Here is a 26,280-nt window from a genome sequence, read left to right as displayed (position 1 = left end):
ATGAAATTGTACTGGTTTCTCTTTCTGTAACCTACTAATTTTGTGATGTACTTAAGGAATAAATATATGAAAGCTATAGGATTCAGAACATCGTTACCCGTTGAAGCAGCGGACAGTTTTATTGAGTTTGAAACAGAAAAGCCAAGCCCGAAAGGCCGAGACCTTTTAGTAAAAATAAGCGCTGTATCCGTCAACCCGGTCGACTTCAAGATTCGGCAGAACAGTGCAAAGGATACGGTACTGACAGAGCCAAAAATTATTGGCTGGGACGCGGTGGGCGTAGTGGAGGCGGTAGGCGATGCGGCATCTTTATTTAAGGTGGGAGACGAAGTGTATTACGCAGGGGATATTAACCGTGCAGGCAGTAACGCGGAGTATCAGTTGGTGGATGAACGGATTGTAGGGAATAAACCAAAAAAACTTACTAACGAGGAAGCCGCAGCTATTCCGTTAACGGCCTTAACCGCTTGGGAGATTCTCTTCGATCGGCTTCGTATCGGTGAGCGCGACAAGGGCAAATCCGTCTTAATTATCGGCGGAGCCGGTGGGGTTGGCTCAATTGCGATACAACTTGCCAAGCACGTGGCGGGACTTACGGTGATTGCAACTGCCTCGCGACCGGAAACAGCTTCGTGGTGCAAGACTCAGGGTGCCGATTATGTAGTTAATCATTATAAGCTCGTGGACGAAGTTCGTCAAGCAGGTTTTCAGTATGTCGACTTTATTCTGGATTTCGTGGATACCAATACCTATTGGGATGCAATGGTTGAATTGATTAAACCGCAAGGTCATATTGGTTCGATAACCGGATCTGCTACCCCTCCTGCTTTGAATAAATTGAAAGCTAAGAGCGTCAGCTTTTCATGGGAGTTGATGTACACACGTTCTACCTTCCAGACGGATGATATGATTGAACAACATCATATTTTGAATAAGGTTGCCGATTTATTGGATCGTGGCGTTTTAAAAACCACACTAAAAGAAACGCTTAAGGGCTTGTCCGTTACAAATTTTAAGGAAGCACACCAACAGTTGGAAAGTGGAAAAACGATTGGAAAACTGGTTGTCAGCTTTTAGGTAAATCCCGGCTCGTTCTATTATTCTCCCTTAGCTGAAAAGCGGGGAGTTTTGTTTTTTGATTCAATGTGAATTTCATTTAGTTGGGGCGTAGTCAGGTAACTTCGGTTAGGATTTTGACAGCGTCCATTGTTTTCGGTATTGTTTGGGCGATATTCCCATTTGCGTGCTAAATAAACGGGAGAAATAGTAAGGGTCTTCAATACCGATGGCTAAGGCAATTTCAAAGATTCGTCGGTCGGAAAATTGCAAAAGTTGACAGGCATGCTGGATTTTTAAGTGATTAAAGTATTCAATAGGCGAATATCCCGTTTTTTTGTGGAAGAGATTTGAAAAATGGGATACGGATAGGTGCGCCTGATCAGCGATCTCTTTCAGACTTAATGTTTTATGAATACTAGTTTTGAGAAAGCGAATAGTGCGATCAACGATATCTTCTGCCTGTTCATCGGGGTGATAGTTGAAACGGTCGTTTAAAAGAAAGGCACTCAGGTAAAAAGGCATAGTGAGGGCTATAAACTCCATATTTTCCTTACTATAGCCTTGCTGCAGTGTGTTGTATATTTTGGAAAAAAGTGCTAAATGGGGTTCGCTTCGCATGATCTTATTTTTCTGGGAAAGCATTTTCTCGAAAAGATGGGCGACTATGAGGTCGGCTTGCTTCCCGCCAAAGTGAAGCCAGTAAATTGTCCATGGATAGGCTGGATCAGCACGATAGAGGTGTTGCGTTCCGGTAGGGATGATGAGGAAATGATTTGCCTCGATCGGCAGGTCGAAACCATCGATGGTAGCACTTCCCCTACCTTCGACGCAGTGAATCAATATGTGTTCATTTGTCCCTTCGGGACGGTTTCGGTAGTGGTATTTGGCCTTTGGGTAAAAGCCAATATCGGTAATGTAAAATTCCCTGGTAAGGAACGTGTCCCGGTATTGATTAACGACTTTCGGAGGAATGATGATGGCCTTTTCTCCTTCAAATCCTTCTTTCTTTCTAATCATAAATTGGTTTAAAATTCCCGCAAGATAGTAATATAATCCATTTTTAAAAACGCTTTCTCCATGCTTCGTGTACCGGTTGACCTTAACTTTGTCTCATTAACCGTTATATACTATGCAGACTGAAGTCAAGGTTTGGATCGAAAAAATCAACATACCAACTTATAAAATTGGTGAGGCCGAGAAAAATCCAATGTTCTTGGAAAAAAGGGTATACCAAGGAAGCAGTGGCGTTGTTTATCCTTATCCGGTGGTGGAAAAGATCTTTGACGAGAAAGAAGATGTGAGCTATGATGCTGTTTTTCTGGAAAACCAATACCTTAAAGTGATGATACTCCCGGCCCTAGGGGGTAGGGTGCAGATGGCTTATGATAAAGTGAAGGAAAGGCATTTCATCTATTACAACCACGTCATCAAGCCAGCTTTGGTAGGCCTGACAGGACCCTGGATTTCGGGTGGTATTGAATTCAACTGGCCCCAGCATCATCGCCCCAGTACCTTTTTGCCGGTAGAATATACGATTGAGCACGGAGAAAATGGCGAGCAAACGGTGTGGGTCAATGAAGTGGAAATGATGTTCAGAACAAAGGGCAGAGCCGGCTTTAGGCTTTATCCGGGCAGGGCTTACCTGGAGATTGAGGCGCATTTAACGAACAGAACACTTTTTCCGCAGACTTTCTTATGGTGGGCAAACCCTGCCGTAAAAGTGAACGATCATTATCAATCGATATTTCCGCCGGATGTGCATGCCGTGTACGATCATGGGAAGCGGGATGTCTCTTCTTTTCCGATTGCGAAAGGGGTATATTATAAAATGGACTATGCTCCGGGAACGGATATTTCACGCTATAAAAACATACCGGTACCCACTTCCTTCATGGCGGTAAATTCAACCTATGATTTTATGGGCGGCTATGAACATGACACGCAAGCCGGTATGCTTCATGTGGCCAATCATCATGTAGTGCCGGGTAAAAAACAATGGACTTGGGGTAATGCCGACTTCGGAAAGGCCTGGGACCGGAATCTAACGGATACGGATGGTCCGTATATCGAATTAATGACAGGCGCTTTTACGGATAACCAGCCTGATTTTTCATGGCTACAGCCAAATGAAACCAAGTCTTTCGTGCAGTATTTTATGCCCTATAGTGAAATTGGTGTAGTGAAAAATGCAAATAAGGACATGGCCGTTCACTTCGACCTACAGGAGGGACAACTCACGCTAGGTGTTTATGCAAGCGGTGTTTGGGAAGAGGCTCGAATTGTTGTAACTGTAGGTGCTAAACTGATTTTGGAGCGTACGGTGACGCTTTCGCCAAGCCATAGCTATCAGGAAACCTTAACCAATTCGGATAGGTATGATGCTCTACACGACTACGAATTGCGTGTGTATGATCGGGAAGGAGCTTTATTGATTCGTTATGCCCCTGAACGTGCGGAAGAAAAGGAGATCCCGCCGCCGGCAACACCGGCACCCGATCCGAAAGATGTTCCCTCTACCGAAGAACTGTATTTGCACGGTCTGCACTTGGAACAATATCGACATGCCACTTACGATCCAAGGGCTTACTATCGGGAGGCTCTTCAACGCGATCCCAATGATATTCGGAATAACAATGCCATGGGGCTTTGGTTATTGAGAAGAGGCTTGTTTACGGAGGCCCAAGTACATTTTCTGGCAGCGAAAAGCCGACTTCTCTCAAGAAATACCAATCCTTACGATAGCGAAGTGCTTTATAACTTGGGCTTGCTCAAGAAGGTAAACGACGCATTGGATGAGGCCTATTCGCTGTTTTACAAAGCGACCTGGAATGCTGCTTGGAAAGATACTGCGTATCTGATGCTCGCCCGTATAGACGTGGGTAGAAGCGAGTTTAGCAGCGCACTGGAACATATAGACCACTCCCTTGCCAATAATACCACAAGTGGACAAGCACAACATTTGCGCGTGGTCATTTTACGAAAGCTCGGGCGTGTAGAGGAGGCTTTTTCTTATGCGAACTTTAGCCTTGAGCTGGACGCTTTTAATTATGCGGTTTATTTTGAAAAATACTTGCTGTTAAAAGAGCGTAACCAAGAACAGGAAGCCGATAGCCTAATAAGCAATACAGTCGCTTTAATGAATGAGCGAAGCAGTACGTTCATTGAGTATGCGCTGGATTACGTGCAGGCGTATTGTTATGAGGAAGCGCTGGACTGGTTGGGGTGCTTGGCCGAAAGCCCGGACCCTTTGGTTCATTACCATAAAGGTTATATCGCCTCTTTACAGGCTCAACTCGATTTAGCACATTCGTTTTTCGAGAAGGCAAGCAGATGCAGTCCTGATTATTGTTTTCCGAATCGGATGGAAGATATGCTGGCACTGGAAAAAGCCTTAACCTTTAACCCAAACGATGCCAAGGCGTACTATTATCTGGGTAATTATTGGTATGATAAACGTGTGCACGAAAAGGCCATTCACTGTTGGGAAGAATCGGTTCGTATAGATGCCGGTTTTCCTACCGTAAAACGGAATTTGGCACTGGCCTTTTATAATAAAAAGAACGAGCGTGAAAAGGCCCTGCGTTTCTTGGAGGAGGCGTTTTTCCTGGATCGCACTGACGCCCGTATTTTGATGGAGCTGGATCAGCTATATCGCTTACAACAGGTAACGCCACATCAGCGCCTTTCGTTTTTAGCTCAATATGGGGATTTGGTAGAACAGCGAGACGATTTATACCTTGAACGTATCAGCTTGTTCAATTTATTGCAGCGACATGATGAAGCCTGGCAACAATTGGCATCTCGTAATTTCCACCCTTGGGAGGGGGGCGAGGGCAAGGTGCCCGGCCAGTACCTGGTGGCCGGACAAGAATTGGCCAAATTAGCGCTGCTTGAAAACCGGCTCGAGGAGGCCTTGGATTATTTACAGGCCATGCTTTGCTATCCGCCAAATTTGGGTGAAGGCAAACTCCCTAACACCCCGGAAAATGATATCCATTACCTAACCGGATTGGCCTATAAACGGTTGGAAGAAGAAACGAAAGCAAAAGCGTATTTTGAGCTGGCAACACGGGGGAATGACGAACCCGTACAAGCGATCTTTTATAATGATCCGCAACCCGACAAAATCTTTTACCAAGGATTGGCTTGGATACAATTAGGGGAAGAAGAAAAGGCGCGCATGGTATTTAATAGACTGGCGGATTTTAGCGCTTATCATCTACATGATGTCATTTCAATTGATTACATGGCTGTATCCTTACCGGATCTGTTGGTTTTTGAACAGGATTTGTCGGCCAAGAACCATGTTCATTGCCTTTATATGGCTGGATTGGCTCAATTGGGACTAGGCAATACGGATGGGGCCGAACATTTTTTCAATCAAGTATTGGAACGTAACAATAGTCATTTGGGTGCCGTTCTGCATAAACGCATGATCGGTTTCCTGCAGCGTTTCGACGCGCTTTGTGTACCTAGGTAAAGAGTAACGAAATACATAGACGATAAAACAGTATATCGATGAATGATTCTGAATTGAACTTTAAGCATTCCTATATTTTGGGTATCTCCTTTATTTCGGCACTTGGAGGCTATCTGTTTGGTTTTGATTTCGCTGTGATTGCCGGTGCCTTACCTTTTTTGCGTCAGGCGTTTGGACTCAATGCATGGTGGGAAGGATTTCTCACCGGCTCGCTGGCCCTTGGTTGTATTGTGGGATGCCTGTTGGCCGGAAAGCTGGCGGATCGTTATGGCAGAAAGCCCGGCCTCCTGTTAGCTGCCCTCATCTTTGCCATATCTTCCCTGGGAATGGCCTATGCCCCCGACTTATCCATCTTTGTACTCATGCGCTTTGCTGCGGGGATAGCGTGGGCATGGCCTCGATGTTAAGCCCTTTATATATTGCCGAAATTTCACCGGCCCATGTTCGCGGTCGCAATGTCGCTATCAATCAACTGACCATCGTCATAGGGATTTTGGTGACCAACCTGGTTAACTATACCCTTGCAGACAATGGCCCCGAGGCCTGGCGGTGGATGTTTGGCCTGGGGGCTGTACCTGCCGTTTTGTTCTTTATTGGTGTGCTTTGGTTGCCGGAGAGCCCACGATGGCTGTTAAAAGCAAGGCAGGACGAACGTGCGCGTAAGGTGTTGTCAGCTATCGGAAGTGAGGCTTTTGCTGCAGAAACTTTTTTAACAATTCAGGCATCCCTTAAGGGTACAGCCAGGCAATCCTTTCGTGCCGTATTTGAAAAGGCAGTACGTCCGGCCGTCATTGTCGGCATTACGTTAGCTGTATTCCAGCAGTTATGTGGTATCAATGTGGTATTCAATTATACCTCCACGATTTTTGAATCCATAGGCGCTGATCTGGATAGACAGCTGTTCGAAACCGTTGCCATTGGTACGGTTAACTTAATTTTTACGGTTATTGCTATGTGGCAGGTGGATAAACTTGGGAGACGTCCTTTGATGTTAATCGGATCTCTAGGCCTTTCCGTCGTTTATCTCGTATTAGCGGGGGTATTGCAACTTGAAATGAACGCCACGGTGGTATCTATTTTTGTGTTAATTGCCATTGCTATGTATGCCACTTCGTTGGCGCCGGTTACTTGGGTCTTGATTGCCGAGATTTTTCCGAATAAGATCCGCGGTGTGGCTTCATCCATTGCCATTGTGTCGCTTTGGATCGCTTATTTCATTTTAGTTTTTACGTTTCCTATTCTCGCTGAAATCTTAGGTACCTATGGGCCTTTCTACCTCTATGCGGCTATCTGTTTTGCCGGCTTTTTGTTTGTGAAGCACCGGGTAAAGGAGACCAAGGGACAAACGCTCGAAGAACTAGAACAACAATTGATTCATCGTTAAAACAAACAATACGGGGAATCCGAAAAAATAAAAAAAGAAAGTGTAGAACCGTTGAATCTTTCTTTGAACGAAAAGTGGTTTTCAGTATCTTAGATATTGAAAACCTAATAAATAAGAAACAGGGAAGCGAGATGATGTCGTTCCCTTTTATAACCAATATGAAATAAACCGAGAAGAGCATGGTGGTATTCCATAGAAAAAAGTTGCTTATTTTACTTGCGGTAGCGGTAGTGCTTGTATTAATCGTGTTTGCTTTTCCGCATGAGGATCCGATTGATTTTAATACGCAGGTGAAGCCTATCATTAACAAAAAGTGCATATCCTGCCATGGAGGCGTAAAACAGCAAGGAGGTTTCAGTTTGCTTTTCGAGGAAGAAGCAATGGCTGCTACCAATAGCGGTAAACCGGCTATCATTCCCGGCAATCCCGACGGTAGCGAGTTTGTTAAGCGCTTATTGACAAAGGATGTGGAAGAACGTATGCCTTACAAACATGAGCCGCTAAGTGAAGAAGAGATAAGCGTTTTTAAGAAATGGATAAAACAGGGTGCGAAGTGGGGGGAGCATTGGGCCTACCTGCCCGTTACGGAAGTAGAAGTGCCTAGTAAGGGGGAGGATTGGGCACACAATGAAATTGACCGTTTTATTTACGAGAAGCTAGATGCTGCTGGCTTAAAACCGTCAAAGGAAGCCGATCGTGCTACCTTACTCAGAAGAGCAAGTTTAGATTTAATTGGCATGGCGCCCAAGTCGGCGCTTGCTGACGCCTATCTACGTGATCCGAATGCCGACAAAGCCTATGAGAAGTTAATAGATGACTTATTGAAATCGCCTGCCTTTGGCGAAAAGTGGGCCTCCATGTGGCTCGATGTAGCACGATATGCCGACACAAAAGGGTATGAATCAGACGGAGCACGTAATATTTGGAAATACCGCGACTGGGTAATCCGAGCATTTAATGAAGACAAGCCCTATGATCGCTTTATTACCGAACAAATAGCCGGTGATTTTTATGTGAATCCGACGGATGAGCAGTATATCGCGACGGCTTTTCATCGGAATTCGATGACCAATGACGAGGGTGGTACCAGTAACGAGGAATACCGCGTGGCGGCGGTTATCGATCGCGTCAATACGACATGGGAGGGGCTATTAAGCACTACTTTTGCCTGTGTACAATGCCACAGTCACCCTTATGATCCCATTAAGCATGATGAGTATTATAAGTTTATGGCCTATTTTAATAATTCGCGGGATGAAGATGTGCCGAGCGAATATCCTTTATTAAAACAGTTCGCTCCAGATATGGAACTGAAGTTGAAGTCCTTGACAAAATGGCTTAAAGAAAATGTTTCTGAACAAAAGGCCGCTGAGATCTATAAGTTTCTAAAAACGGGACAACCGACAATCAATTCTACGACTACGGATAGTTTACGCAATGCGGTAATCGGCAATAATAACATTGCGCTTTACTTCCGTAATCATGGTGTTGCTCGGATTGCGGCAGTGGATTTGAACCGTGTTGACCAAATGATCTACCACTTTGCTTCCAAGGTGCCCGGCGGCCATATGCAGCTGCACCTGGACAGGCCGGATGGACCGGTTTTCGCTTCTTGGAAGGTGGAAGCTAAGGAGGGTTACCAGATTCAGGCAGTAGACTTCCCCATGCAACAAGGCGTACACGATGTATATATTACCTATCGGAATACAAGTAAAGGTAAAGGTGATGAGGTGTTAGTATTTTTTGATTGGTTTTACTTTAGTGATCAATTTCCCGGAAAAGGCAAGGTTGGTTATGAAGAACAAAAACAGACCTTCTGGACCTTACTGCAAGCACCTGCCAGTACAACACCAATTATGGTAGAAAATCCGACCAATAGGCAACGTAAAACCTTTGTCTTTGAGCGTGGTGCCTGGATATCGCCGGGAAAGGAGGTAAATGCCGATGTCCCGGCGGCATTTAAGTATGCCATGCCGAAAGGTGCACCGAAAAATCGGATGGGACTGGCGATGTGGCTCACGGATAAGCGCAATCCACTGCTTTCGCGCACGATGGTGAACCGTGTTTGGGAGCAACTTTTCGGGACAGGTATCGTGGAAACCCTGGAAGACATGGGTACACAAGGCATGGACCCGACGCATCGCGAACTGCTCGATCATTTATCGTGGCGGTTTATGCATGACTATAAATGGAGTGTGAAGCGATTGGTGAAGGAGCTTATGATGAGTGCAACCTACCGACAAGACTCTAGAATCACTAAGGAGCTCCGGGAAAAGGATTTGTTTAATAAGCTGTACGCCAGAGGACCACGTATGCGACTCAGCGCCGAACAACTGCGCGACCAGTTTTTGTCGATCAGTGGCGTGCTCAGGACGGAAATGTATGGAAAAGGGGTAATGCCCTGGCAGCCTGAAGGTATATGGAATTCGCCATATAATAGCGCCAAATGGGAAAATGCAAAAGGGGACGATCGGTATCGTCGGGCGGTATATACCTACTGGAAGCGTTCGGCGCCTTATCCTTCCATGATAACATTTGATGGTGCACAACGTGTGGTGTGTAATCCACGGCGGATCCGCACTAATACGCCCCTACAAGCTTTGGTAACACTAAATGACTCAGTCTATATAGATCTCGCGCGCCATTTCGTTGATCGGATGCAACGGGAGGGGGGCGAGCAGGTTAACGATCAGATTGCAAAAGGTTATGAATGGATTATGTATAAGCCTATCCCGGCCGGAAAGCTGGGAATTTTATCCAAGTTGTATCAAACCGCTTTTGATGAATATAAAACACATCCGGATCGCATCGATTCTTTATTAGGGAAACAGGTTAAAAAGGATGCAAGCAGTGCAGCCTTATTGGTAGTCGCGAACACCCTATTTAACTTGGACGAAGTAATTACTAAAAACTAGGAATTTATGACACGGGACGAATTGAATTTACATCGGTTGCTAAAGGAGGCCAGTCACACGCAATTGCGGGCCTATACACGTCGACATTTTTTAAAGGAAAGTGCGATGGGGCTGGGAGCGTTAGCATTTGGCTCATTGCTGGGGAGCTGTAGTACGCAGGCTACGGGCGCTAAGCCGGTTGTCTTTGATCCGGCTCACCCATTGTTGCCGAAATCGCCGCCTTTTTTGGGGAAAGCTAAAAGCGTAATCTATCTACATATGGCCGGAGCACCATCGCAATTGGAGCTGTTTGATTATAAACCTGAACTGGAGAAGATGAACGGGCAGGATTGCCCGGAGTCTTTGCTGAAAGGGAAAAAATTTGCATTCATCACGGGAGTTCCGAAGATGTTGGGGCCGCAGGCTAAATTTGCCCAACATGGCGAAAGTAGGGCTTGGGTGAGTGAAAATTTACCGCACTTTTCGAGCGTAGTGGATGAAGTGACTTTTTTAAAAGCGGTGACAACAGACCAGTTTAATCATGCGCCTGCGCAGTTGTTAATGCATACAGGGAGTGCCCGTTTGGGGAAACCCAGTATGGGAAGTTGGGTTACCTATGGCTTGGGAACCGAAAATCAGAATTTGCCGGGTTTTGTGGTGCTCACCAGTGGTGGCAGTTTTCCGGATGCGGGAAAGAGCATTTGGGGGAGCGGTTTTTTACCTTCGGTTTATCAGGGTGTTCAGTGCAGAAGTGAAGGTGATCCGGTGTTGTTTATCAAGGATCCGAATGGGATGGATCGGGATTTACGGAAGGCAACCATCGACGCGATCAATGCGTCCAATGAACAGGAATATGCTTACTACAATGACCCTGAAATTTTATCGCGGATCTCGCAATATGAAATGGCTTTTCGCATGCAAGTAACTGCGCCTGAAGTCATGAATATTGATAATGAACCGCAATATATTCACGATATGTATGGCACGCAACCCGGGAAAGCTTGTTTTGCCAATAACGTACTGCTGGCCCGCAAGTTGGTGGAGAAGGGGGTGCGCTTTGTGCAGCTTTTCGATTGGGGCTGGGATGCACATGGCGACGGACCGCAAAACTCATTGAACATCGGCTTGAAAAACAAATGCAGAAGCACGGATAAGCCGATTACCGCCCTACTGTTGGATTTGAAACAAAGGGGACTATTGGAAGATACCCTGGTTGTTTGGGGTGGAGAATTTGGCAGAACCCCCATGCTGGAAAATCGAAACGGGGCCACGAATCCTTACAATGGACGCGACCATCATACGGAGGCATTTACCATTGGATGGCGGGAGGTGGTATCAAAAAAGGATTTACCTATGGCGAAACGGATGAAATTGGTTATAGTGCCATTAGTGGTAAGGTAGAGCCCTTTGATATACAAGCTACCATTTTGCATCAACTGGGTTTTGACCACGAAAAATTTACGTACGACTTTCAGGGACGGCCATTTCGACTTACCGATGTTTTCGGAAAGGTTATCCATAATATTATTGCTTAGCGATTTAATGATACATAACGATGCCGCATAATCGACGACATTTTTTAAAAGCCGCAACGGCTGGTTTATTTTTGCCAATGGAAGAACTTTTTGCCGATTTATCCGTGCCGGTATTATCAAAAGCCGGTTATTCGCTGACTTTTATGGCTACCGACTGGGGTTTTCAAGGGGGTGTTGAGAACTTCTGTGCAGCAGCAAAAAAGGACGGCTATGATGGTATCGAGGTATGGTGGCCGAGTAGCGCAGAGGCACAAAAACTGTTGTTTTCGGCACTTCAGAAGCACCGGCTGGAAGTGGGATTTCTATGTGCAGGTAGCGGGCCGGACAGCAAAGAGCATTTGGCAACCTTTTGCACGCAAATTGACGCGGCTTCCGGTAATGGATATCAACGTCCACTTTATATCAATTGCCATTCCGGGAAAGATTATTTTACCTATGAAGAAAATGCGGCCTTTATTGATTATACCGTTAAGAAATCGAAAGAAACGGGTATCCCGATTTACCATGAAACCCATCGTGGCCGAATGCTGTTTGCCGCACCTGTAGCTCGAAATTTTATAGAGAAGCACCCTGATTTACGCTTAACCTTAGATATTTCACATTGGTGTGTTGTTCATGAGAGTTTATTGGACGATCAGGCAGAAACCGTGCAACTGGCCCTCCAACGTGCTGATCATATTCATACGCGCATTGGCCATGCAGAAGGTCCACAGGTAAATGATCCGCGCGCACCTGAATGGAAAGGGGCTGTGGAGGCTCATCTTCGTTGGTGGGACCAAGTCGTTTCGCGTAAGAAACAAAAGGGTGAGCCGATGACCATGCTTACCGAATTTGGCCCCCCGGATTATTTGCCGACCTTGCCTTATACCCGACAGCCTTTAGCCGATCAATGGGCCATCAATGTTCATATGATGCAGCTACTACGCAAACGATACGAATAGACCATGCAGCTTCTTACCATTCAACAACTTATTGGCCATTTTCATCCGGTACTTGTCCACTTACCTATTGGCATATTAATCTTAGGTGTACTATTTCATTTATTGAGTGCCATAAAGTCTTATGCCTTTCTTCGTACAGCCGTTCCGTTAATTTATTTGCTGGGAGCGATTGGAGCGATTGTATCCTGTATTAGCGGCTATTTATTATCCCAAACGAGTGATTATGATGCAAAATTGGTTGGCTTACACCAATGGTTCGGAATTGCTGTAGCAATTGTTGCGATGCTATTGTATGGGTTGATGAAATATCCTGTTAAAGAGCCATTGCTTCGCCTGCTGAGTGTTACGTTATTAATAGGTATTACCATAACGGGACATTATGGAGGATCACTTACCCATGGTTCTGACTACCTGGTTGCGGCGCTAAAGGGTGAACCAGCTAGCAAGGAAGCCATCCCGCCCGTTCCCAATATTCAACAGGCAAAGGTATATCCGCAGCTCGTTGAACCATTGCTTAAGAACCGCTGCTACAGCTGCCATGGCGGAGAGAAGCAGAAAGGTAAGCTTCGGGTGGATACGAAGGAATTTATGGTAAAAGGAGGGGAAGCCGGTTCTTCTCTTATAGAAGGAAAGGCGGATGAAAGCGAACTTATTAAACGTCTATTACTACCATTGGATAATGAAGATCATATGCCGCCAAAAGAAAAGGCGCAGCTAACGCAAGAAGAAATTGCATTATTAAAATGGTGGGTTAACCAAGGCGCCGATATCCACAAAACGGTCGCGGAATTGAAACCTAAGCCTGAAATGAGCGCCATACTTGCGGCCTTTCAATCGGGCAGTGCAAAAAACAAAGAGGTGCAGAGCGATCTGCTAGCCAAAGAGGTAGATGCGGCTGATGCGGGCACACTCGAAAAACTGAAAGATGCAGGTGTGGTGGTATTGCCCATCCACCAAAACAGTAATTACTTATCCGTAAATTTTGTTACGACCGATGTGACGCCCGCTTTACTGGAAGAAGTAAAAAAGCTAGCTAAACAGTTAGTTTACTTGGAAGTAGCTTATACATCACTAAATGATGAGAATACGAAAGTATTAGCCTCACTTGAAAATCTTTTACAGCTTAATTTGAGAGGCACGGCGATTACAGATAAAGGATTAATCAATCTGAAAGATTTAACGCAGCTAAATTTGCTTAATTTGGTAGAAACAAAAATAAGTGCCACAGGCTTGACCTCCTTAAAGGGACTTAAAAACCTAAAAAGCATCTATTTGTATAAAACGTCAGTAGACCGAAACGGATTGGCAGCTTTAAAGAAGCAATTCCCCCAGGCATCGCTTGACACTGGGGGCTATTATGTGCCTACATTAGCAAGTGATACAATGATGGTGAGTATGCCTGCCCGTTAATTCTAAAATCTGTTAATCTTGGCATAACCTGCTTCCAGCTCCATCCTGTTTAGGTTGAAACGGAAAATCTGAAAGTGCGAGATAGGGTAGGCTTATAAGCAGAACTAATTAAAAATATAGCCTGTTATTTCAGGCTATATTTATAACTTCTACCATGTTTGGTAGCTTGAATGAAATCATTCTTTAATAAATAGGAGAGACGCACGGCAACTGCTTTTTCGACCTTATAAGGATCTGCTTCCGGTTGTGCTTGATTTAAGACTTCCAGAATATCATCCTTATAACCTGATCCGATTTTTGTAAGTGCATAACTGATCTTTTGATCAAGCTTGCTATTTACGTTGAAATTTTCCTGAGGAGCCAGGGCTTTACCTGCTGTCTTTCTCTTTTTTGTTGCGTCGTCTGTATCAGGTGAATCGCTTTTGATTCGATCATTACCTAAATTAACCGACTTAGATTGAGCAATTGCATTGATCGTGACTTCAATACTTTTAAGTTCCTCTTTAAGCTGTTGTTGTCGCAGCTTTAGAAATTCAACTACTTGTTTCTCTGTTATACTTTCAGCTTTCATTACTATGTCTTATGATTTATAACAAAAATATAACTAAATTTTAACATTTTAAAATATTATAAAAGTTTAGCTGTCACGATTATAGCTTCACTTATGTTTATTAATGGTGACATAAATGAAGACATCGTGATATTTTATATTATAAATTGAATATAGCGATGAAATTGTCTTTACTTGTATGTTAATAAATGGAATTAATTTGGGAGGGCCGCTCTCCTTGTAGCTAAACCGAAGTCGTTCGAGTGAAACGCATCATTCAGTTCGATTGACATGATGGCCAACTCCAATAGATAAAGTTCGTTTTTAATGTTTTCTCTTCTTTTGATAAGAGACTCCAGTTCTTGGTGGTTTTGAGTGTTAGGCATGACTGTGTTGTTTTAATAGAACAAACGTAAGAAACGCTTTCTTATATGAAAAAAAATTACACATACAGCGCTATACACATGACGAACACGCCTGTGGCTTACATGAATGAAAAAACAGGTCTTGCTAACTAATTTAGCGGAAGCGCATAGCCGATGCTTAATGTGAATATTCTATTCTTGCCTTCGGGGCCGACAATAGTGGAGGTTAAATTGCCTTCATTGTCTACGCGTTGTATCTCCCTGGATTTGTAAAGCGTTTTGAAACCCCAAGAAAAACGGGCATCGAGCACTAAAAAGCCATCGTTGAATGGAAATTCAATTCCGCCACCAATGAGCGCACTCCAATCGGTACGGTTAAAGCGATTGTCGAAATCAGCGGATCTATTGTAGCTTTGAATTCGAGGTTCATCACTTTCCAGTTTTTCTCTACCACCTAAAGCATAGGAAAAGGAAGGTCCGGCGTTAAAGTAATAGCGTGTGCCAATTCCAAAGTCGAAGCGGGCAAGTAGCGGTATTTCCAGGTAATGCAATGTACTCTTTTGTTGGATGGTCAAGGCTTCATTCATGGTACCGGAAGAAATATGATCGGTTCGGTTATTGCGCATGCTATAATTTATTTCGGGTTGCAGGATAAAAGTTCGTAATTCATCCAATGCGATATTGAGACCGACGCCTGCAGAAACACCCGGCGAGAAGCGTTGGTTACTCAGGTTCGAAGAGGTTTCGCCGAAGTCATACGTGTTAGCGTTTAGGCCAACTTGTGGAATAATATAGATTTCTTGAGCGAGGCATCGGATATTAATCAGTAAAATCGAAAGTAAAACTATTTTTTTGATCATTGATTTATAGATTTGCAAATATTTAGGTAACAATAATAGTGTTTCTTTTGTTTTGTTTACCCGATGAATAGACATTGTTTCGTAATTTTATATTATGTATTTTAAGCTAGCTATGCTATTGAGATTTTCGAAGTGCTTTAACGTTTTTCTTTTCCTCTTAAATCTGATTTTTTTATTTTCTTGTTCTTCTCCCGCTGCGAACAAGCAAGCCTCAACCGATGAGGAAGAATTGGAGCCGGGCCGACCGTCTTTTACACCGATTGCGGGAACGGATTTTTTTGAGGTTCGGAGAGCTTTTGACAATGGCTTGGCTTTTGACACCTTGGGTTTTGAACAGGAGCCGGTATGGCATCTGAATTTCATCAGCAATGACTCTGTCAAAATTTTTAGTCCGGATAGCAATGCCATGCTGCATTACTCAATTTATTTTGATCAGGATTCTATCTTCCACTTTGGAAGGGAATGGTTTCGAGTACGTAGTTTAGCAAAGGATAGCTTGCTATTGCAACGCCTGACGGTGGTAAGCAAGCATGTGAAGGAAGCGCGATCCAATGTATATATGAAGCTTTACTCGGCACGCTTTATCCGCGATAGTTTAAAAACAACAGTAGAAGAATTAAGAAAGCCACGACCGAATGATACGGCTTTTATTCAATGGCGGTCCAATATTGCAAATGCAAACCCCACGGTCATTGATAGCGCTTTTGCTGCACGTAATCCGGTGCAACTGATACCGAAGAATCCGAATATAACTGTTAAAAGGCGTATATTCAGTGAAACAGAACGGTTAAACCAGAGTGCTGCCTATGCATATTTGTATCCTGAATATGATATTGTAATCAATAAGGCATATAAGGATTTTTACTATCCGTTCTCGGTACTCGTAGATGGGAGAGGGGATGTCCATCTTGGAAAGTTTGTGACCAGTGATGAGTTTGTGGAATCCAGGAAAAAAGTTTTGGAAGGAATTATCAACGTCTATTTGAAAAACCTATTAACAATTAAACCGGGCACGACCTTGGGGATACCGCATACCAGCTTAATTATGCTAAGGGTGAGGGGGATAGAATAATGGAATAAAAATCCGGTTCACGGATAAAATCAACATGAACCGGAGGCAAAATCCTATTTTAAATTAAGGCGACGAATTAAAACGTAATTAAATCCACAAAACCGGAGACAGGTATATCAACTAATTTTTCCAGATTGAGTGATTCTTCAAGAATTTTATCTTGCTGCTTCTTCGCAAAGATTCGCGCTAAGTTTGTTTTATACTTTGCAATTAACAGGGGGATTCCCTCTTCTCGTCGCCGTTTATGTCCAATTGGATATTCAACAACTTCCTCGCCAAATACCATGCCGTCTTTACAGGTAATTGTCAAGGCATTGGCGATCGAACGTTTATTCGGGTCGTGGTAGTCTTTTGTAAATTGAGGATCCTCTAGTGTGCTCATTTTCTCACGGAGCGCGTCTATCCTTGGATCGAATGCGATGTCATCTTCATAGTCTGCTGCCGTCAATCTTCCAAATAAAAGCGGAATGGCAATCATATATTGTAAGCAATGATCACGGTCGGCCGGATTGTGTAAAGGGCCCGATTTATCGATAATACGAATCGCCGCTTCATGCGTGCGGATTTGGACCTTTTCAATATCGTCAGCTGTTTTTCCGGCCGCTTGTAGCTTCCGAAAAAGTGTCATGGCTGCTTCCACTGCCGTCTGTGCGTGAAATTCTGCCGGGTAAGAAATCTTAAATAAGACATTTTCCATTACATAACTTCCATATGCTCGCTGAAACTTAAAGGCTTGTCCCTTAAACAAAACATCGTAGAAACCCCAGGTTTTGGCAGTCAACGCCGAGGGATAGCCCATCTCGCCCGTGCGGGCGATCAATGCCAAACGGACTGCGCGTGAGGTAGCATCACCGGCTGCCCATGATTTTCGACTCCCGGTGTTAGGTGCATGGCGATAGGTACGCAAGGATTGGCCGTCTACAAAAACCAGTGAAATGGCGTTTGTAAGTTCTTCACGACTTAAACCTAATAGATGGCCGACAACAGCAGTAGACGCCAATTTTACTAAGACCACGTGATCTAGTCCTACTTTGTTAAAGGAGTTCTCCAAGGCGATAATGCCCTGTATTTCATGGGCCTTAATCATGGCATGCAATACATCTTTGATGGTAAAAGGCGATTTGCCCGTCGCAATGGACTCCCGGCTTAACCAGTCGGCGACCGCTAAGATAGCACCCAGGTTGTCAGAGGGATGGCCCCATTCAGCTGCCAGCCAAGTATCGTTGAAATCGAGCCACCTAATAATCGTTCCGATATTAAAAGCTGCTTGCACGGGATCTAGTTGATAAGGAGTACCAGGTACCTTTGCCCCATTCGGAACATGGTGCCTTTTACAATAGGGCCCAAAAGTTTAGTACAGGCCGGATAAGTGAGGGCTTCAAAGCCACATCCCAGCGTGTCTAGAAAACAATGATAGGCTGTTTGAACAGCAAGATCACTCGTGATTTTATAATCAAAGACATAGTTAACCATGTCAGTAATGACTTGATCTACAGGTGGACGTATGTTAGAATGGTGCATTTTTTACCGTCAGGAAGTAGGGCGCATAATCCATCTCCGCAATGAATTTCAGTTCGTGTTCAATGGCCGATGAAACCTTTTCCGGCAGCGGATCACCGAAAAAGTCGTAAGCTCCCTGCCACGCCAGCCGGGTCAGTTCCTCCAGCGGCGTGCGCCCGTCCGGCATGATCTCCCTCGGGTACACATACTTCAGGCTGTCGAGGTTGAAGCGGCAGGCCTCCGCGATCCGCCGGGTGTTTTCGATGGCCTGCGGATATTTTCTAAAAAGGCGTTCCATCTCCCCGGCGGGCTTCAGGTAGCGTTCCGCATTCCCGTAAAGCAGGTAACCCGCATTGTAGATCGTTTTCTTTTCGCGTACACAGGTCACGATGTCCTGCAGCTGCCGCCGCTCGGGGCTGTGGAAATGCACATCGTTGGTGGCCACCATCGGTATGCCGAAATCCGCTTCCAGTTCCCCTATGCGGTAGAGCCTTTTGGCGTCGCTGCCCCTGTACAGCCAGGAGGCCGCCACATAGAGTTGCCGGCCGAAGGCCTTTTTATATTCCAGCAGCTCCCTTCTGAAATCCTCTCCGAAATCAAATTCATCATCAAGATCAAGGGGAGGCAGGGAAATAAAGATCATGCCCTCTGCATAGCGATATACATCGGCCTTATAGAGCTCGCATTTCCCCTTTTCCGTCCGCCGGTTGCCTTCGGTCAGCAGCGCCGAGAGACGGGCGTAAGCATCCCTGTCCGTTGGGTAGGCCAGCAGGGGAGGGCCGTCCACAAGATTGAGGCGTGCGGCGGGGATGATACGCAGACCGTGCTTTTTCGCAGCGCTGTGTGCCCGCACAATACCCGCCAGGGTGTTGTGGTCGGTTATGGCCATGCTCCCATAACCGAGCGCCGCGGCCTGTTCCACCAGTTCCTCCGGGTGCGAGGCACCGCGGAGGAAACTGAAATTCGAAGTGACCTGTAATTCCGTATAATCCATAAACCGTTAAGCAAAAAAACCATGGATGAACCATTCCGGCTCGCCCTCGCCATCATAATGCCCCGATCGGAAGAGCCAGTAGCGCGCGCCCTCTTCATCCTCCACGCGGTAGTAATCGCGCTGCGGACCCGTCTCGATCCACCATTCCCTTTCGATGCGCTCGGGCCCGTCCGCCTTTTTCACCTTATGCCTCTTCCCTTTGTATACAAAACCATGGGCGGGTAATCCGGCACGGGAGCCGATACCCGGATAGGCTCCGGCTCGGGCAGCAGGTAAATCGGGCGCGGCTCACCGATGGGCCAGGGGATGGCGGGCCGTTCGTCATAAGAGGTGGCGGGCCTGATGGAGCGCTCCGGCCAGTGGTGCTCATCCGGCAGATAGCGGCGGATGGCATCGTGGCCGGCACGGGTGGCGATCCGGTCGAGCAGATTGCCGATCTCCGTACTTTCATAGGCACCGCCATCGTTCCACAACTTCTCCTGTCGGGCATCGAGATCCTCCACAACGGGCGCTTCCAGTATAAAAAGCTCGATGCCCAGACCGGGGGCAATGGTGCCGATCTTTTCGCCGAACAGGCGGAAGAGATGATGCCGGTCACGCGAAGGGCGGCCGGTGCCGATCCCGATCTGCTGTACCTTACCATCTATACGGAAAGACCGGAAAACCGCCTTCCGCAGCCCCATCCCATCCTTCAGCAGATTCCGTGTAAGCATTTCCAACAACGTCTCCAGCGCCATTTCAATGGCCTTTCGCGTCCGTACCGGCTCCAGACAGGGCAGGCGTTCCGCATAAGGTGCCGGCGGCCGCACCGGTTCCAGCGGTTCGGGAGAGGTGCCCAGCGCCTGACCGATACGGTTGAGCAACTGCTCACCGAAACGGCGGCGCAGTACCGTACGGGGCATGCCGATAAAATCACCGATGTGGGTAAGGCCCAGCTTCTGCATGCGTTCCGTTATGGCCCGGTCCAAACGCAGCGCGGCGGGGGGGAGGGGCATCAGGGCCGCCGGCTGTCCGCCGGGAGCAACCACGGCGCCATCCGTTCCATAACGGGCCACGGCCCATGCCGTTCCGATGGTATCGGCCATGGCCATCCGCACATCATAGCCCGCGCCTTTCAGTTTCCCGGCAATCTCTTCCATATAGCGCCTTTCCCCTTTCCATAGGTGGGTGCAGCCGCTCGCATCCAGTATCAGCCCGTCCGGCAGATCGACGCCCGCCATCGGCGTATAGCGAAGGCACTGTTCGGCCAGACGCTTCAGTAATTTTTCCGCCCGGTGGGGCTCATAATCGAACACTTCCAGATCAGGATAAAGGGCACGCGCATCGGCCAGTACCATATTTACGGTAACACCTTCCGCCGCTGCCCCGGGGCTCAGGGCGCGGATCACCATGCGCCCCCGCTCGGGCGCGGCCAGTACAAAAGCTTTTCCACACAGTTCTGGCCGGTGGATGGCCAGGTCATCCGTGAGCAGATGACGGAATGCGATCGCAACATATCTTTTCATCAGGTACCGGTATGTGTATAAACTTTCTTTTTAACAGGGGCATCGGGCGCAATGTGCCGGAAGTTACCGGCCTTCCAGCACAGGTGCCAGGTGCCGGGCTTTCCGTTGCGTATCTTCCCGAGCTGCACTTCCCACAGCGGGTGGCCGATGCCCGGCAGGCGTCCGTCCTGCAGACTGCCCAGGGGGCGTATGTTCCAGCGCGAGACGCAGGCCGGGTTGTTCAGGCGCCGCGGGCGGTAGCGGTGCAGAAAGCCCGTAACACGGCTCTGCTCCACGGCCAGCTGCAGGCGGCGCGAGGCCGTCAGGTCCAGCTCGCGGATTTCACCCACCACAGCGGCGAGCGAAGGGCACTTAAGCGCCTCCTCCAGCACCCAGAGGGCATCCTTTTCCCCATGCAGGTTGATGAAGATCACCCGGTGGGGCTCAATGCCGAAACCCAGCAGAGAGGGCGGAAACAAACGCTTGCCGATGCTCACCCAGAGGCAGGGACCCTTCCGCTGCATCAGGCGGCCGATCAGGCAGGCGATGAAGCCGGTGGATGCCGCCGCTTCCTCCGCACTGTTACTGATAAATTCATGGATGGCCCCGAGCGGAAAGGTACCCATCGGAAAGGCCTTTTCCATCGGCCCCATATCCCCGGGCAGTTCATCGCTTCCGTTCGGAGCGGAAAAACCCTCCGCTGCCAGAATCATTTTCCGCAGCTCCTCCACCACTGACTTTTTCTTCAACGAGGTTTCCATATCCCGATTTTATTTTTAACTTTGTCATCATTGGTGACAAAATGAATGTCATCAATAATAACAATACAAAATGGAAGCTGCAAAAGTTTTTTTCAGAAGCAATCTCCGGTTTCTCCGCAACCGCAAAAAATACAGTCAGGAACACCTGGCGCAGTTGCTGGGCCTGACACGCAGTAAATATACCGCGCTGGAGAACGGGCAGACGGAGAATCCGCCACTGGCGGATCTGATCCGCATATCCGACTTTTTCAGGATACCGCTTGATTACCTGCTCAAACAGGATCTGGGCCGCTGGGGCGAGTACGAGCTGCGCAAGCTGGAAACGGGGGCAAAGGAATATATCAACGGGAAGAACCTGCGCGTACTCTCCATTACCGTTACGCCCGATAATAAGGAAAACATGGAGTATGTACCCGTAAAGGCCAAGGCAGGCTATGCCGCGGGCCATGCCGATCCCGAGTTTCTGGCGGCGTTGCCCAAATTTTCGCTGCCGAACCTTCCGGCCGGGGGCACCTACCGGATGTTTCCCACTACGGGCGATTCGATGCTGCCCGTTCCCGAGGGGAGCGATGTGGTGGCCCGTTATGTGCAGGACTGGAAAACCCTGAAGCCCGACAGCCTGTGCATCGTTATCCTCAAAGGTGAACGGGATTTCGTGTTCAAGCAGGTTACCCTGCAGGGGGACGGTACCGTGCTGCTCCGCTCGCTCAATAAAAATTACGCGCCCTATACAGTAGGGGTCGAGGAAGTACTGGAAATCTGGCAATATGTAAAGCACCAGACCGATAAGCTGCCCGAAGCCGAAACCGACCTGCAGGAAATCAGGCAGCTCCTTCTTGATGTAAAAAAGCGGGTCGAAAAAATATAAGGCTTGGAATTATTTAAACAGAACAGATGGACGAATCCTTTTTCATAACCATAAATTACCGGAATACCGAACATAGTTTCGAAAGCCGTATCCGCTGGATGGGCTATACCCATAAGATCGAGGTGGACGTATACGGCACGATGGTACATTTCGAGCCCGATGAAGAACGGAATTACCGGGCCATATTGGTAGATCCGACAGCCGACACGTCAAAAGAGCTGACACCGGGGCTTTTGCAGGCAATCGCAGGCTATCTGGAAGAGCAGGTCAAATCTAAATGACCACCGGTCCGGTGCCTGTGCCCGAGACCTTATTGCTTATCAGGACAATAGGGATTTTAATTTTATCCGGTTACCGTTTATGATTTTTACATCTGTCAGGTCTCTGAACAGATCACCTTTCTTTTTCAGCCGTTTCGGGATTGTCTCCATGGTAAAGGCATAGCGGTCGAGGCCCCGTTTCACTTCTTTCCAATCGAGCGGCGTACTGACAACCGGCAGGTGATAAGGGCGTACCGAATAAGGTGCCGCCAGCGTATCGGCATAATCATTCTGGTTGGCATCAATATACACTTTGCCTTTACGGTGATCGATCGTTTCGCTGCGCGTGCTGCTGTCCGGAACCAACGCATGCACCTCATCCGCCAGGGCATTGGCTATGGCACGGCTCTGCGTAAAATTGAACCCTTTGCAGGGAATATATATATGTATACCGGTTTTACCCGAGGTCTTCACGTAGCCTTTCAGGCCATGCGAATCCAATACCTCCTTTACCGCAAGCGTCACTTCAACCGCCATTTCAAAACCCTTATCTTCCGTCTTCCTGCCCGAAACCGTCGGGTCCAGGTCGAGCCAGATATAATCCGGCTCATCGGGCTTTTGCACACGCGAAGCCCATGGATTGATGTCCACGCATCCCCAATCCACCATATAGAGCAGGGTTTCCAGGTTGTTGCATACCAGGTAATCGATCCGGTCGCGCTTTCCTTTCTTTTTCACCCGTCGTTCATCGGTAAAGATAGCTGCGCAATCAGGCTGTCGGTTTTCCATGTCCTTGATAAAAGTGGTCGGGCCTCCGGCATGCGTCAGCTTCAGATTGAGCGACTGTGGCCTGTCTTTCAGGTAAGGTAAGATGTAGGGTGCAATCCTGTTGTAATATAAAACCAGGTCTCCCTTGGCCACGCCTTTCCAGAGCTCCCGACCGATATCGTGCAGCTTCACCGTGCAATGTTTCATCGGGAAGTCCGAAACTTCCCTGCCTTCCATCGATTCGTCCACCCGTTGCCAGTTGCTGCTTTCATTGAGATAAACCTTTTTTCCATCCGGTGGGGAACCCTTGCCATCGGCAGGGAGCGTTTCCACTTTTTCGGCAATCACCTCTACCGATTCGGCAGGTTCCGGCACCTCCCGTACCACCTGATCGGGCCTTTTATCATAACGGAAGCCCAGGAAGGTGGCAGGTTTACGAATGCGACCCGATTTCGTCCAGGTAGCGAATTCAAAGTTGGCCACCAATTGCGGTTTTACCCAATGGGTTTTAGCCCCCTTGGTATCCAGTACCTGATTGGTGAACGGCGATTCATCGATTTCCAGTTCCTTCAGTTTCTTCAGAATGCCGGGCATATCCTTCTGCTTATAACCTCCGCCGCTGCGGCCGATCCAGCGGAACTTACCCTTTTCATAGGCACCGAAGAGCAGGTGTTTGAAAGAGCGCGATTTGTCGGACTCCGCCCAACCTCCTATAACGAATTCCTGCCGTTTCCGTGTCGGGATCTTCAGCCAGTTATAACTACGGTCGCCTTCCAGGTATTCGCTGTCCTTTCGTTTGGCCACTATCCCCTCCAGATTCATATTCAGCACCTCTCGGTATAAAGCCCGGCCGTCCTCAAAACTTTCGCTGAAGCGTAACACTTCGTGTCCGCTGATCAGCTTTTTCAGCAGTTCCTTCCGTTCGATCAGCGGATACTGCCGCAGATCCTCTCCGTCGAGCCAAAGCAGATCAAACACGCAATAGCTGATGGGCGTACTTTTTCCATTATAGAGCTGTATGGCATCAAAGTCAGGTTTCCCGTCGTCATTGAAGACCACCACCTCGCCATCGATGATGACGTTGTGCTTCAGCTTACGGAGCTCTTTTTCAATCAGCGGATACCTGGAAGTATAGTTGAGACCACCTCTCGAATCCATCCGCACCGTTCCATCTTCCACAAAGGAGATGATGCGATAGCCGTCCCATTTGATTTCATATAGATAGGCATCGCTGTCTACCGGCTCCTTTACCAAAGTACAGAGCATAGGCCTGATGCGTTGGGGCATTTTTCGTTTCGATCGTTGATCTGCCATATACTCCGGAACAATACGGATAGGGTTTTTGTTTAATTTCAGCGGCTCAGTTAAACACTTTTGCTTTGCACTTGTTAGAAAAGGAAAAACGAATATTATGGCAGATGATAAAAGCAAAAGGGACGGCAGGGACCGTAGCAGGGTAGCGGGCGATGAACGCTACGAAATCGATTACCTTGTAAAAGAACTGGGCGTGAGCCGTGCCGATGTAGAAGATGCGATAAAAGCTGTGGGGAACGATCGGGAGAAAATCATAAAGCACCTGAAAAAATAGCCGGTTTCAGATAAGGTGTATCCCCTTATTTCATGAAAATTGCGACGTTCAATATCAACGGCATCAATGGCCGTTTACCCGTTCTGCTCCGCTGGCTACGAGAAAAAGAACCTGATGTGGTGTGTTTGCAGGAACTCAAAGCTCCCCAAAACCGCTTTCCCTTAAAAGCCATCCACGAGGCAGGTTACCAAGCTATCTGGCACGGACAGAAAAGCTGGAACGGGGTGGCAATTTTATCGAAATCGCGCCAGCACGTCGATCTTGAGGAAGCCCAGCGCGTCAATATCGTCCTTGTTCCATTCGATGTTGGTACGGTCCTCCATCCGTGCGTTGATCACCGGACACAGGTCGGTCAGCTTTCCGTCCGTGATCACGAAGCCCCCCGTATGCTGGCCCAGCTGGCGCGGAAAACCCATAAACTGCCGTGTCAGTTCCAGCACCTTTACCAGGTGAGGGTCCTTCGGGTTGAAGCCGTGCTCCGAAATGCGATCGCCTTCGAACCATTCGTCGGTAAACTCCCAGATGGAGCTCGACAGGCGGTTGATGGCATCCACCGACATGCCCATCGCCTTCGCCACATCCCGTACCGCACCCTTCTGGCGGAGCTGCGTCACCGTGGCCACAATGCCTGCGCGGTCGCGTCCGTATTTTTCATAGATATACTGGATGATCTCCTCGCGCCGCTCATGCTCAAAATCCACATCGATGTCGGGCGGCTCGTTCCGGGCCGAAGAGATAAAGCGTTCGAAGAGCAGGTCAAACTTCGTCGGGTTCACCGCCGTAATGCCCAGGCAGAAACAGATGGTGGAGTTGGCGGCCGAGCCGCGGCCCTGGCAGAGGATGCCGCGCGAGCGGGCCTCCCGTACAATGTCGTACTGCCAGCACATCGATCTTGAGGAAACCCAGCGCATCAATATCGTCCTTGTTCCATTCGATATTGGTGCGGTCCTCCATCCGTGCGTTGATCACCGGACACAGGTCGGTCAGTTTACCGTCCGTGATCACGAAACCCCCCGTATGCTGGCCCAGCTGTCGCGGAAAACCCATAAACTGCCGTGTCAGTTCCAGCACCTTTACCAGGTGAGGATCCTTCGGGTTGAAGCCGTGCTCCGAAATGCGATCGCCCTCAAACCATTCGTCGGTAAACTCCCAGATGGAGCTCGACAGGCGGTTGACGGCATCCACCGACATGCCCATCGCCTTCGCCACATCCCGTACCGCACCCTTCTGGCGGAGCTGCGTCACCGTGGCCACAATGCCCGCGCGGTCGCGTCCGTATTTTTCATAGATATACTGGATGATCTCTTCGCGGCGTTCGTGCTCAAAATCCACGTCAATGTCGGGCGGCTCGTTCCGGGCCGAAGAGATAAAGCGCTCGAAGAGCAGGTCAAACTTCGTCGGGTTCACCGCCGTGATGCCCAGGCAGAAACAGATGGTGGAGTTGGCGGCCGAGCCGCGGCCCTGGCAGAGGATACCGCGCGAGCGGGCCTCCCGTACAATGTCATAT

General features: G+C 47.8%; 19 protein-coding genes and 5 pseudogenes. 12 read left to right on the top strand and 12 right to left on the bottom strand.

Features of this window, described 5'->3' with window-relative positions; all coding sequences use genetic code 11:
• Nucleotides 1-66: 66 nt before the first annotated feature.
• Complete coding sequence (locus tag QT327_RS16285; RefSeq protein WP_289553378.1) at nucleotides 67-1,077, top strand: zinc-binding alcohol dehydrogenase family protein; 1,011 nt, start codon at nucleotides 67-69, stop codon at nucleotides 1,075-1,077.
• A gap of 108 nt (nucleotides 1,078-1,185) precedes the next feature.
• On the opposite strand, the gene QT327_RS16280 is transcribed toward QT327_RS16285, so the two are convergent.
• Nucleotides 1,186-2,076 (bottom strand): AraC family transcriptional regulator, encoded by an 891-nt coding sequence (locus QT327_RS16280; protein ID WP_130855534.1) that lies wholly within the window; start codon nucleotides 2,074-2,076, stop codon nucleotides 1,186-1,188.
• 112 nt (nucleotides 2,077-2,188) lie between these two features.
• Here QT327_RS16280 and QT327_RS16275 point away from each other — a divergent pair, with 112 nt between their 5' ends.
• From QT327_RS16275 to QT327_RS16240, 6 genes and pseudogenes are all read left to right on the top strand, one after another.
• Nucleotides 2,189-5,539: a DUF5107 domain-containing protein gene (locus QT327_RS16275; RefSeq protein WP_289553376.1), complete on the top strand. Its 3,351-nt coding sequence runs from the start codon at nucleotides 2,189-2,191 to the stop codon at nucleotides 5,537-5,539.
• A 38-nt stretch (nucleotides 5,540-5,577) separates the two neighbouring features.
• Nucleotides 5,578-6,923: pseudogene (locus tag QT327_RS16265) on the top strand (sugar porter family MFS transporter).
• Nucleotides 6,924-7,102: 179 nt separating this feature from the next.
• On the top strand, nucleotides 7,103-9,838 hold the full coding sequence (locus QT327_RS16260) for a DUF1553 domain-containing protein (protein ID WP_289553372.1): 2,736 nt from the start codon (nucleotides 7,103-7,105) through the stop codon (nucleotides 9,836-9,838).
• 6 nt (nucleotides 9,839-9,844) lie between these two features.
• Nucleotides 9,845-11,352: pseudogene (locus QT327_RS16255) on the top strand (DUF1501 domain-containing protein).
• Between the two features lie 20 nt (nucleotides 11,353-11,372).
• Entirely contained in the window at nucleotides 11,373-12,293 is a 921-nt protein-coding gene (locus tag QT327_RS16245) for a sugar phosphate isomerase/epimerase family protein (RefSeq protein ID WP_289553368.1), read from the top strand.
• 3 nt (nucleotides 12,294-12,296) lie between these two features.
• On the top strand, nucleotides 12,297-13,703 hold the full coding sequence (locus tag QT327_RS16240; protein ID WP_149105737.1) for a c-type cytochrome domain-containing protein: 1,407 nt from the start codon (nucleotides 12,297-12,299) through the stop codon (nucleotides 13,701-13,703).
• A 124-nt stretch (nucleotides 13,704-13,827) separates the two neighbouring features.
• Here QT327_RS16240 and QT327_RS16235 read toward each other — a convergent pair whose 3' ends face one another.
• The 3 genes from QT327_RS16235 to QT327_RS16225 form a co-directional block, all read right to left on the bottom strand.
• Nucleotides 13,828-14,274, bottom strand: coding sequence for a hypothetical protein (locus QT327_RS16235; protein WP_041387638.1), 447 nt, complete (start codon nucleotides 14,272-14,274; stop codon nucleotides 13,828-13,830).
• A gap of 194 nt (nucleotides 14,275-14,468) precedes the next feature.
• Complete coding sequence (locus QT327_RS16230) at nucleotides 14,469-14,639, bottom strand: hypothetical protein (RefSeq protein WP_013667395.1); 171 nt, start codon at nucleotides 14,637-14,639, stop codon at nucleotides 14,469-14,471.
• Nucleotides 14,640-14,767: 128 nt separating this feature from the next.
• Nucleotides 14,768-15,478 carry a porin family protein gene (locus QT327_RS16225; protein ID WP_165446942.1) on the bottom strand — a complete coding sequence of 237 codons (711 nt, stop codon included), beginning with the start codon at nucleotides 15,476-15,478 and terminating at the stop codon, nucleotides 14,768-14,770.
• A gap of 94 nt (nucleotides 15,479-15,572) precedes the next feature.
• Here QT327_RS16225 and QT327_RS16220 point away from each other — a divergent pair, with 94 nt between their 5' ends.
• A complete protein-coding gene (locus QT327_RS16220) occupies nucleotides 15,573-16,550 on the top strand; it encodes a hypothetical protein (RefSeq protein ID WP_130855542.1) in 978 nt (325 codons plus the stop codon).
• A gap of 76 nt (nucleotides 16,551-16,626) precedes the next feature.
• On the opposite strand, the pseudogene QT327_RS16215 reads toward QT327_RS16220, so the two are convergent.
• The 5 genes and pseudogenes from QT327_RS16215 to QT327_RS16195 form a co-directional block, all read right to left on the bottom strand.
• Nucleotides 16,627-18,023, bottom strand: a pseudogene (locus tag QT327_RS16215) (bifunctional 2-methylcitrate dehydratase/aconitate hydratase).
• Nucleotides 18,024-18,057: 34 nt separating this feature from the next.
• Nucleotides 18,058-19,044, bottom strand: coding sequence for a PHP domain-containing protein (locus QT327_RS16210; RefSeq protein WP_289553365.1), 987 nt, complete (start codon nucleotides 19,042-19,044; stop codon nucleotides 18,058-18,060).
• Between the two features lie 6 nt (nucleotides 19,045-19,050).
• Nucleotides 19,051-19,227 carry a hypothetical protein gene (locus QT327_RS16205; protein WP_289553364.1) on the bottom strand — a complete coding sequence of 59 codons (177 nt, stop codon included), beginning with the start codon at nucleotides 19,225-19,227 and terminating at the stop codon, nucleotides 19,051-19,053.
• Nucleotides 19,224-20,549, bottom strand: a complete 1,326-nt coding sequence (locus tag QT327_RS16200) for a Y-family DNA polymerase (RefSeq protein WP_289553363.1) — start codon at nucleotides 20,547-20,549, stop codon at nucleotides 19,224-19,226. Before QT327_RS16200 ends, QT327_RS16205 begins: the two co-directional genes overlap by 4 nt.
• Entirely contained in the window at nucleotides 20,549-21,289 is a 741-nt protein-coding gene (locus tag QT327_RS16195; protein ID WP_289553362.1) for an ImuA family protein, read from the bottom strand. The genes QT327_RS16200 and QT327_RS16195 overlap by 1 nt, the downstream gene beginning before the upstream one ends.
• 70 nt (nucleotides 21,290-21,359) lie before the next feature.
• Between QT327_RS16195 and QT327_RS16190 the strand changes: the two genes are divergently transcribed.
• Together QT327_RS16190 and QT327_RS16185 are read left to right on the top strand one after the other, a co-directional pair.
• Nucleotides 21,360-22,157: an XRE family transcriptional regulator gene (locus QT327_RS16190; RefSeq protein WP_289553361.1), complete on the top strand. Its 798-nt coding sequence runs from the start codon at nucleotides 21,360-21,362 to the stop codon at nucleotides 22,155-22,157.
• Between the two features lie 26 nt (nucleotides 22,158-22,183).
• On the top strand, nucleotides 22,184-22,438 hold the full coding sequence (locus tag QT327_RS16185) for a hypothetical protein (protein ID WP_289553359.1): 255 nt from the start codon (nucleotides 22,184-22,186) through the stop codon (nucleotides 22,436-22,438).
• Between the two features lie 39 nt (nucleotides 22,439-22,477).
• On the opposite strand, the gene ligD is transcribed toward QT327_RS16185, so the two are convergent.
• Nucleotides 22,478-24,499 carry a DNA ligase D gene (ligD, locus tag QT327_RS16180; RefSeq protein ID WP_289553358.1) on the bottom strand — a complete coding sequence of 674 codons (2,022 nt, stop codon included), beginning with the start codon at nucleotides 24,497-24,499 and terminating at the stop codon, nucleotides 22,478-22,480.
• A gap of 97 nt (nucleotides 24,500-24,596) precedes the next feature.
• On the opposite strand from ligD, the gene QT327_RS16175 reads away from it, so the two are divergent.
• Nucleotides 24,597-24,773 (top strand): DUF3606 domain-containing protein, encoded by a 177-nt coding sequence (locus tag QT327_RS16175; RefSeq protein WP_289553357.1) that lies wholly within the window; start codon nucleotides 24,597-24,599, stop codon nucleotides 24,771-24,773.
• A gap of 32 nt (nucleotides 24,774-24,805) precedes the next feature.
• Nucleotides 24,806-25,045: pseudogene (locus QT327_RS16170) on the top strand (endonuclease/exonuclease/phosphatase family protein); the annotation flags it as partial.
• On the opposite strand, the gene QT327_RS16165 reads toward QT327_RS16170, so the two are convergent.
• Both QT327_RS16165 and QT327_RS16160 read right to left on the bottom strand, forming a co-directional pair.
• Nucleotides 25,007-25,615 carry a hypothetical protein gene (locus QT327_RS16165; RefSeq protein ID WP_289554439.1) on the bottom strand — a complete coding sequence of 203 codons (609 nt, stop codon included), beginning with the start codon at nucleotides 25,613-25,615 and terminating at the stop codon, nucleotides 25,007-25,009. The pseudogene QT327_RS16170 and the gene QT327_RS16165 sit on opposite strands and share 39 nt — an antisense overlap.
• Nucleotides 25,530-26,280, bottom strand: a pseudogene (locus QT327_RS16160) (hypothetical protein); the annotation flags it as partial. The gene QT327_RS16165 and the pseudogene QT327_RS16160, both read right to left, overlap by 86 nt.

This window comes from Olivibacter sp. 47 (assembly GCF_030372825.1).
GTDB classification, from domain to species: domain Bacteria; phylum Bacteroidota; class Bacteroidia; order Sphingobacteriales; family Sphingobacteriaceae; genus Olivibacter; species Olivibacter oleidegradans.
The sequence above is the reverse complement of the archived record's forward strand: the minus strand, read 5'-3'. Positions and strand labels throughout refer to the sequence as shown.